Here is a 252-nt window from a genome sequence, read left to right as displayed (position 1 = left end):
GAAGAGACGCCGGCGCTGGGCAGGCAACATCAGCCCGCGATGGCCATGACCGCCCATGCCATGCAGGGCGATAGAGAGCGCTGTCTGGCGATGGGCTTCGACGGCTATATCGCCAAACCAGTGAGTCTTGAGGCGCTACGGGAAGCCATCGCCCGCGTCGGCGCAGCGGAAGATAGCGGTTTGGAGGAAGAGAAAGGCCTGCCGGACGAGGCCCACCTGCTAAAACAGTGCGCCGACGATCCTGAGCTGGTC

At 63.9% G+C, this 252-nt stretch carries 1 protein-coding gene; it reads left to right on the top strand.

Going from position 1 to position 252, the window contains the following annotated elements:
• Positions 1-252: response regulator (locus MN204_RS21095; RefSeq protein WP_498043957.1), on the top strand; the 252-nt coding region annotated here is incomplete at both ends.

This window comes from Oceanobacillus saliphilus, assembly GCF_023522835.1.
Classification (GTDB): Bacteria; Bacillota; Bacilli; order Bacillales; family Amphibacillaceae; genus Oceanobacillus; species Oceanobacillus saliphilus.
This window is presented reverse-complemented; position numbering and strand designations above follow the sequence as displayed.